Genomic DNA, 8,770 nt, shown 5'->3' on the forward strand with positions numbered 1-8,770 from the left:
CAGGCATACAGAAGAAGAGGGCCAATACGAACTCATTGCAGGTGAAAGACGCTGGAGAGCGGTACAATCGCTCGAGTGGGAAAAGATTCCGGCTATTATTAAGGATTTTTCCGACACGGAAACCGCTTCTGTGGCGTTAATTGAAAACTTGCAGCGGGAAGAACTGTCTTCTATTGAGGAAGCGCATGCCTATGCTCGGCTTCTTGAGCTGCATGACTTAACACAGGAAGCACTCGCACAGCGTTTAGGAAAAGGGCAATCCACAATTGCGAATAAGCTGCGGTTATTAAAGCTGCCTCAGCCGGTCCAAGACGCGATTATGGAGAAGAAAATCACTGAGCGTCATGCCAGAGCGCTGATTCCGCTGAAGCAGCCTGAGCTCCAAGTCACACTGCTCACAGAGATTATTGAGAAAAGTTTAAATGTAAAGCAGACGGAAGACCGCGTGGTGAAAATGCTGGAGCAAGGCCAGAGAAAACCAAAGCCGAGACGCAAAGCATTCAGCAGAGATACAAGAATTGCAATGAACACGATTCGCCAGTCACTATCAATGGTTGAAGACAGCGGTGTAAAATTGAATACGGAAGAAGAAGAATTTGAAGAATATATTCAATTAACGATTCGCATACCAAAATAAAAGCTCTCCTGAAAAGCAGGAGAGCTTTTATTTTTATTGTAAAAGGAAATTAATTACTTTTAGTGGATAATATTATATTAGAATTCTTTTCTCTGAGCTTGTGGATAAATTCTTCAGTATTTTGCGGAGAAATCACTGCATGTCCCCAGCCTCCCTGATAATATATCGTGATGGCATGACGGGAGCCAATTAGACGAAAACCTGACCACAGCTTCTTTTTTTGAACCACTTTGTCAATTTTTTCGTAAGGAATTTGATGTTTGATCAGTCCGGCTTTAATGATCAGATGATGTTCCCTTAATACATATTTCAGATCAATAAAGCTCCAAATGATGAGCACATTTAAAAGAGTCAGCAGAGTAAAAATGATCCAGCCTGAAACCCTCACATTTCCCATCACAAAAGGAACGATGGCATCTGCTTGTATCAGTAATATAAGGAACACAATCATCAGCGTAACGGGTATATCTCTCTTTGTTTTATAAACCATATTCTCACCGTCCTGTACGTTCTGCACTGTAACTTCTTCTTTTTTTCTTTAGGAAATTCCTTTTTTAAGTCAAAAAAACATAGAAATTGCAGAATTTATAAGAGAAAGCATATGACAAGCTTGAATTTTCAATTATTTCCCTTCTGAATCGGAACAAAATGATGAAAAAAATGAAACGCTTTAATCTTTTTTTGATAGAATAGAAGCAAGATAGTACATGTTCATGTGAAAGTAGGTGACATCGTGGGAAAAATCATAGCAATTACGAACCAAAAAGGCGGAGTGGGCAAAACAACGACGTCTGTCAACCTTGGGGCATGCTTAGCTTACATAGGGAAAAGGGTTCTGCTGGTAGATATTGATCCGCAGGGGAATGCGACAAGCGGATTAGGGATTGAAAAAGCCGATGTAGAGCAGTGTGTGTACGATATTTTAGTAGATGATGCAGATGTAATAGATATTATTAAAGCAACGACAGTAGAGAACTTGGACGTGATTCCTGCGACCATTCAGCTTGCCGGAGCTGAAATCGAGTTGGTTCCGACGATTTCAAGAGAAGTGAGACTGAAGAGGGCGCTTGAAGCAGTAAAGCAGAATTATGATTATATTATCATTGATTGTCCGCCGTCATTGGGGCTGCTGACGATTAACGCGCTTACTGCCTCAGATTCCGTTGTGATTCCTGTACAGTGCGAATATTACGCCCTGGAGGGGCTCAGCCAGTTATTAAATACAGTACGTCTTGTGCAAAAGCATTTGAATACTGATTTAATGATTGAAGGTGTATTGCTGACAATGCTTGATGCCCGGACGAATCTCGGTATTCAAGTCATTGAAGAGGTTAAAAAATATTTTAGAGATAAAGTATATAAGACGGTTATTCCGCGTAATGTCCGTCTGAGCGAGGCACCGAGTCACGGAAAACCCATCATTTTATACGATCCGCGGTCAAGAGGTGCGGAAGTATATTTAGATTTAGCAAAGGAAGTGGCTGCGAATGGCTAAAGGCCTTGGAAAAGGGATTAATGCGTTGTTTAATCAGGTCGATTTGTCTGAAGAGACAGTTGAAGAAATTAAAGTTGCCGATTTACGCCCTAATCCTTATCAGCCAAGAAAACACTTTGACGACGAGGCATTAGCTGAACTAAAAGAATCTGTGCAGCAGCATGGCATTCTTCAGCCTCTTATCGTCAGAAAATCTTTAAAAGGCTATGATATTGTTGCGGGGGAACGGCGTTTTCGAGCGGCAAAGCTGGCGGGTTTAGACACAGTTCCGGCGATTGTCCGTGAATTATCAGAGGCTTTAATGAGAGAAATTGCTTTATTGGAAAACCTTCAGCGTGAAGATTTATCGCCGCTTGAAGAGGCTCAGGCCTATGACTCCTTGCTGAAACACTTGGATCTCACGCAAGAACAGCTTGCCAAACGTCTTGGGAAAAGCAGACCGCATATTGCGAATCATTTAAGATTGCTGACATTGCCAGAAAACATTCAGCAGCTTATTGCCGATGGGACGCTTTCCATGGGGCATGGACGCACACTTCTTGGCCTGAAAAACAAAAATAAGCTTGAACCACTTGTACAAAAAGTGATTGCGGAGCAGCTCAATGTTCGCCAGCTTGAGCAGCTGATTCAGCAGTTAAATGAGAATGTTTCACGTGAAACAAAGAAAAAAGAACCTGTGAAAGACGCGGTTCTAAAAGAACGGGAATCTTATCTCCAAAATTATTTTGGAACAACGGTTAATATTAAAAGACAAAAGAAAAAAGGTAAAATCGAAATCGAATTTTTCTCTAATGAAGATCTTGACCGGATTTTAGAACTTTTGTCTGAACGAGAATCATAAATAAAGAAACCATCTTTCAAGCGAAGATGGTTTTTGTTTTATATTCGTCCAGTGAGCCTTTGCAGCGGGTTAAGGCGTTCCTGCCTCCACTCTGTTCGATCTGTTAACCTCAATCCTTCTGCAAGAACATTTGCCATATTCATGACTAAGTGTAGCCTTGTATTTTGCAATACAAAGTATTCCATAAAACCACTCACATTCACAATTCCGTTAATATGAAGATCTCCCACTTCAGGAAGGTCTTTTTGCACACCAGCCCCAGGCTTTAATGGCCCTTCTCCGATTTGAAACGATCCTACACTTTTAACGCGTCCTAAGCATGCATCGACTGCTACAATAAATGGGTTTTTATGTAATTTTTGAATGTCATTGATTTTATCCTTCATGTTCACAGCATGGACGGGATCAGATAGGGTTCCATAGACATGGAATCTGGTGAGTGGCATTTGTTTGAGTTTCATTCCTACGAGCGGGCCTAATGAATCACCGGTTGAACGGTCTGTTCCGATACAAACCACGACAATTGGTTTGCCGGCAGCTTTACGTAAGGATGAAGAAAGGATGGTTTGGATTTGTTTTGCTGCTGCTGCATCTGTATGTGAAACATATTGCTTTACTCGTTCCTGAGAGGAAAAAAGCCCGCCTTTTCGATTCATAGGTTTCACTTCCTTGTTATAGTAGGTAACAGAATTGCTATGGTGTGTGCCTAGTTATGTAAGGTTGTTTACAGTATATCCAGCAGTATGATTTTTTATGCTTTGTGTATGACACCGGATATTTTCAAAAATAGAGGATTGATATGAGTGCTTAGAGGGGTTGGTTATAAGTATTGTGCTCCAATGCCTCTATTATGATCAAGCTGTGGTCTGCTTACAAAACAGTTGAAAATGCATAGATGTCTACATTGGAAGGGCAATACCGACAAAGTTTAGGATTCTGGGATCAGAAGTGATTTCAATCCGTCTGTTTCTTGTCATACAATACATTATCTATTTCGGCAGCATAGGATATCGGGGGGAAGATGCATACAGAGGTTCTTACCTTATTTCCACTGACAAATTAATATCCCGTTTTAGACTGCCTTCATTGGCAGTCTTTTTTATGTGTATTTTGTATGATAATTTCACCTTGTGGTCAATGTCTATGAAAATATGGCATGTTTGCTTTCAGTTATTTATATAGTAACAATAACGGGAACAAGCTGAACTCTGTGCTATGAGGTGATGATGTTGTGGAGAGCCGGAATGAAGTGGATGCTGCTCATATTAGGGAGCCTGATCGGAGCCGGATATGCGAGCGGTCAGGAGATTTGGCAGTTTTTTGGGGCGGAAAGCGGACTTGCTATTGTGCTGTTTACAATCATGTTCATTTTCTCGTCTTATATTGTGATGAAAATCAGTTTTAAGGTTCAATCCACTCATTTTCTGCCGGTTCTGGAGCATTTGATGGGACCATGGCTGGCGAAAATTTATGATGTCCTCATCGTTTTTTATTTGTTTTCGACGACTATGGTGATGATTGCCGGAGGCGGTGTGACCCTGCAAATGTACAAGCTTCCTTTCTGGTGGGGAATCGCGCTGATTTGTATCGTGACCGTGTGTTTGTTTTTCTGGGATGTGAAAGGAATATTATCAGTAAATGGTTTTTTAATACCTGTTTTAGTAGCAGGGCTGCTGTATGCGCTGATCTCCTTTCAGAGCACCCATCATCATACGTGGACGATTGATTTGACTCGGCAGTATAACTGGCCTGCGAGCATTACGTTTACCTCTTTAAATATTCTTTCAGTTGTCGCGATTTTATCCTCCGTTGGGAAAGAAATGAAAGGACTCGGAGAAGCGAAAATCGCCAGTGTGGCAAGCGGACTTATTTTTGGTGTGATCTCTTTTGTTTATAATGAAACGTTAGTGGAGTTGGCGGGCTCCCTTTCCCAGTTTGAAATACCGTTGTTTGCCGTTTTGGAGGGGGCGCCTTATCTCCTTTTTTTATGTATGACGGCGGTGCTTTGTCTGGCGATTTACACGACGACGGTAGCTGGTTTGCTGGGGCTGTCCAGCCGGCTGATGGCGTTTGTTCATATGCCAAGATGGATGATTGTGTTGATTCTGTTAGTGTTAATGGTGCCATTTACCTCTTTCGGGTTTTCTGATTTGATCGCGTTCTTGTATCCGATATACGGAATGCTGAATTTATATTTGTTAGTTTGTCTGCTGTTATATCCTATTTTGAGCAAATGGAAATAAGAGGATACCTTTCTTTTCAGATATCTTGATTGCTCTTATGATCAGTTTTTTTGTACAATAGATACAGCAGTTTATGAAAAGAGGTGAAGGGTCTTGGCGGATAAAGACTTTGGCCTGAATGATATCGTAGAAATGAAAAAACCGCATCCATGCGGAGCGAACAGCTGGAAAATTATACGCATGGGAATGGATATTCGAATTAAGTGTGAGGGATGTTCTCACAGTGTAATGATTCCGAGAAAAGAATTTGAAAGAAAACTAAAAAAAGTACTTGTCAAGCATGAGGAGCCTACTTCGTAAAAAGGCCGGCACTCATGCTTTTTCATATAGAAGGTAAGGAGAAGACGGCGATGAGCAAAGTGCATCAGTCAGCATGTCCGCTGAATTGCTGGGACAGCTGCGGCTTTTTGGTGACTGTTGAAGACGGAAAGGTAACAAAGGTGGACGGAGATCCGAACCATCCGATTACGGAAGGCAAAATCTGCGGCCGCGGCAGAATGCTTGAGACAAAAACAAATTCGCCTCAGCGGCTCCGCTATCCGATGAAAAAACAAAATGGTGAGTTTGTGCGAATTTCCTGGAATCAGGCACTTGATGAAATTGCCGGCAAACTTCGGGAGATCAAGGAAAAATCGGAGACAACTGCTGTTTTGCACAGCCACGATTATGCGAATAACGGTTTGTTAAAAGCGCTAGACCAGCGTTTTTTTAATGGATATGGCGGCGTGACTGAAATCGTCGGAAGCATATGCTGGGGCTCCGGTATCGAGGCACAAAGCTGGGATTTCGGCCGTTCGTATGGGCACGGCCCGCTTGATATTTACAACAGCAAACATGTTGTTGTGTGGGGAAGAAATGTATCCAGAACGAATATGCACTTATACCATCACTTGCAGCAGGTGAAGAAAAAGGGCGCCACAATTACTGTGATTGACCCGATCTTCAATCCGACTGCCAAGCTTGCAGACCGCTATATCTCTGTAAAGCCGGGAATGGATGGCTGGCTTGCGGCAGCTGTTTTGAAGGTTCTGATTGAGACAGGGAGAACGGATGAGACATTTATTTCTGAGCACTCTGTCGGTTTTGATGATGTAAAAGAGCTTTTGAACACCGTTTCTCTAGAAGAGTTTATTGTAAAAACAGAAACTTCTATGGAGGAGCTGGAGTATCTGGCCGGTTTGTATGCCGATGGCCCGGTGTCTACTTTTATGGGGCTTGGTATGCAGCGCTATAAAAACGGGGGCGGAACGATTCGATGGATTGATGCACTCGTTGCGGCAAGCGGAAATGTCGGAATTAAAGGCGGCGGCGCGAATTTCGGGAATGTCCAAATTAGTGAGAGCTTTGCGAAAACGAAGCTGACGCTCCCGGAGTTAAAAACAACATCACGTTCGTTTTCAATGATGACGCAGGCTGAAGAGGTACTGACGGCTGCTGATCCAGCGATCGAGATGATTATCGTGACGTGCGGAAACCCGTTGACTCAGGTGCCAAACACACATAAAGTGAGACAAGCGTTTGAAAAGGTTCCGATGACGGTAGCGATTGATTCTATCATGACGGATACGGCAAAGCTATGTGACTATGTTTTGCCGACAGCCACTGTTTTTGAAGAAGAGGATATCTACTATTCCAGCATGTATCACCATTACGTTCAATACGGGAAAAAGCTTGTGGAGCCGCAGGGTGAAGCGAAGTCGGACAGCTGGATCTGGTCAGAGCTTGCAAAACGCCTTGGATTTGGAGAGTTGTTTGAACACAGCACTGAAGAATTTTTGGAAATGGGGCTTTCTTCATTGGAGGCAGAGGATGTGACGCTAGAGCGACTGAAAGAAAAAGGCCATCTCCCTCTTCCAGTCAAGCAAGTGCCGTGGGATGACTATCAGTTTTTGACGCCGAGCGGAAAATTTGAATTTACTTCGTCGCTAGCTGAGGAAAAAGGGTTTAGCGGCTTGCTTCAATTAAATGTGCCCGAAGAATCTGCTTTCCATAATGAGGATTTAGCTGGAAAGTATCCTTACACGCTGTTGTCCATTCATCCGCAGCGTTCTAATCATTCTCAGCATGTGCCGTTTATTGAAAAGCTTCAGCATATTCAAGTCGATATTTCTCCAGACATAGCGGTGGAGCAGAACCTTCAGGACGGAGACGAGGTTGCCATCTTTAATGACCGCGGGCGCTTGACGGGCAAGGTGAAAGTGATGAAGCAGGCTCACCCGCAGACGATTAATATAGATGAAGGCATGTGGGCGGCTTTTGGAGGTTCAGTCAATGCACTGACAAATGATACAAATTCTGATAATGGAATGGGAAGCACGCTTTTTGACTGTTTAGTAGGCTTGAAAAAAGCGTAACCAAAGGGATTGGCAGGCTGAAAATGCTTTTTTGTCAGCTTGTCTTTTCCAGTGAACCTCCTTATAATTGCTCTAGGTTCAAAATACGTTTATACAATGACGGTTTTATATAGAGGAGATGAAAGAATGGCTTTAACAGCTGGAATTGTTGGTTTGCCAAACGTCGGGAAATCAACGCTATTTAACGCAATTACACAGGCCGGTGCCGAATCAGCCAACTACCCGTTCTGTACAATTGATCCGAACGTGGGAATTGTAGAAGTACCTGATGATCGTTTGCAAAAGCTGACTGAGCTGGTCAAACCGAAGAAGACTGTGCCGACTGCTTTTGAATTCACTGATATTGCAGGGATCGTAAAAGGTGCGTCTAAAGGAGAAGGACTCGGTAACAAATTCCTTTCTCACATTCGCCAGGTTGATGCAATTTGCCACGTTGTCCGTGCTTTTTCTGATGACAACATTACACACGTTTCTGGAAAAGTTGATCCGATTGATGACATTGAAACGATCAACCTTGAGCTGATCCTCGCTGATATGGAAACAGTTGAAAAGCGGATTACACGCGTCAGCAAACTTGCGAAGCAAAAAGATAAAGAAGCTGTATTTGAGTTTGAGATTCTGTCTAAACTGAAAGAAGCGTTTGAGAGTGAAAAGCCTGCTCGTTCTGTTGAGTTCACTGAAGAGCAGCAAAAGCTTGTGAAGCAGCTTCATTTACTGACTTCGAAGCCTATTTTGTACGTTGCAAACGTAAGTGAAGATGAAGTAGCTGATCCGTCTGGCAATGAAAACGTAGCGAAGATTCGCGAGTACGCTGCCGGCGAAAATGCAGAAGTTATCGTTGTTTGTGCGAAAATCGAATCCGAAATCGCCGAGCTTGAAGGCGATGAAAAGCAAATGTTCCTTGAAGAGCTTGGCATTGAAGAATCAGGGCTTGATCAGTTGATCAAAGCATCATACTCCCTTCTTGGCCTTGCAACATATTTCACAGCCGGAGAACAGGAAGTCAGAGCTTGGACATTCAAAAAAGGCATGAAAGCCCCTGAGTGTGCAGGAATTATTCATAGTGACTTTGAGCGCGGCTTCATTCGTGCTGAAACTGTTGCTTATGAGGATCTTCTTGCGGGCGGCGGTATGGCAGGAGCGAAAGAAGCAGGAAAAGTCCGTCTCGAAGGAAAAGAGTACGTTGTTCAAGACGGAGAC

The 8,770-nt window shown here is 43.0% G+C and carries 9 protein-coding genes; 7 read left to right on the plus strand and 2 right to left on the minus strand.

The genetic code is table 11. From position 1 onward, the window contains the following. A partial coding sequence (locus RAC86_RS31055; protein ID WP_377886384.1) for a ParB/RepB/Spo0J family partition protein occupies positions 1-637 on the plus strand: 637 nt, incomplete at its 5' end. Between the two features lie 49 nt (positions 638-686). On the opposite strand, the gene RAC86_RS31060 is transcribed toward RAC86_RS31055, so the two are convergent. Further along, positions 687-1,127, minus strand: a complete 441-nt coding sequence (locus RAC86_RS31060; RefSeq protein ID WP_072566798.1) for a PH domain-containing protein — start codon at positions 1,125-1,127, stop codon at positions 687-689. Between the two features lie 243 nt (positions 1,128-1,370). Here RAC86_RS31060 and soj point away from each other — a divergent pair, with 243 nt between their 5' ends. Both soj and spo0J read left to right on the plus strand, forming a co-directional pair. Next, a complete protein-coding gene (soj, locus tag RAC86_RS31065) occupies positions 1,371-2,132 on the plus strand; it encodes a sporulation initiation inhibitor protein Soj (RefSeq protein WP_003219244.1) in 762 nt (253 codons plus the stop codon). Continuing rightward, positions 2,125-2,973, plus strand: a complete 849-nt coding sequence (gene spo0J / locus RAC86_RS31070) for a stage 0 sporulation protein Spo0J (protein WP_072565610.1) — start codon at positions 2,125-2,127, stop codon at positions 2,971-2,973. Before soj ends, spo0J begins: the two co-directional genes overlap by 8 nt. A 38-nt stretch (positions 2,974-3,011) precedes the next feature. Here spo0J and yyaC read toward each other — a convergent pair whose 3' ends face one another. Continuing rightward, on the minus strand, positions 3,012-3,629 hold the full coding sequence (gene yyaC, locus RAC86_RS31075) for a spore protease YyaC (RefSeq protein ID WP_072565609.1): 618 nt from the start codon (positions 3,627-3,629) through the stop codon (positions 3,012-3,014). A 570-nt stretch (positions 3,630-4,199) separates the two neighbouring features. Here yyaC and RAC86_RS31080 point away from each other — a divergent pair. The 4 genes from RAC86_RS31080 to ychF form a co-directional block, all read left to right on the plus strand. Next, positions 4,200-5,216, plus strand: coding sequence for a YkvI family membrane protein (locus RAC86_RS31080; RefSeq protein WP_014115892.1), 1,017 nt, complete (start codon positions 4,200-4,202; stop codon positions 5,214-5,216). Between the two features lie 93 nt (positions 5,217-5,309). Further along, a complete protein-coding gene (locus RAC86_RS31085) occupies positions 5,310-5,516 on the plus strand; it encodes a DUF951 domain-containing protein (RefSeq protein WP_003219236.1) in 207 nt (68 codons plus the stop codon). A gap of 50 nt (positions 5,517-5,566) precedes the next feature. Further along, the gene (locus RAC86_RS31090) at positions 5,567-7,570 is read left to right on the plus strand and encodes a molybdopterin-dependent oxidoreductase (RefSeq protein ID WP_072565608.1); all 2,004 of its coding nucleotides are present in this window, start codon (positions 5,567-5,569) and stop codon (positions 7,568-7,570) included. Between the two features lie 126 nt (positions 7,571-7,696). Next, a partial coding sequence (ychF, locus tag RAC86_RS31095; protein ID WP_377886386.1) for a redox-regulated ATPase YchF occupies positions 7,697-8,770 on the plus strand: 1,074 nt, incomplete at its 3' end.

This window comes from Bacillus sp. LR_5 (genome assembly GCF_042709275.1).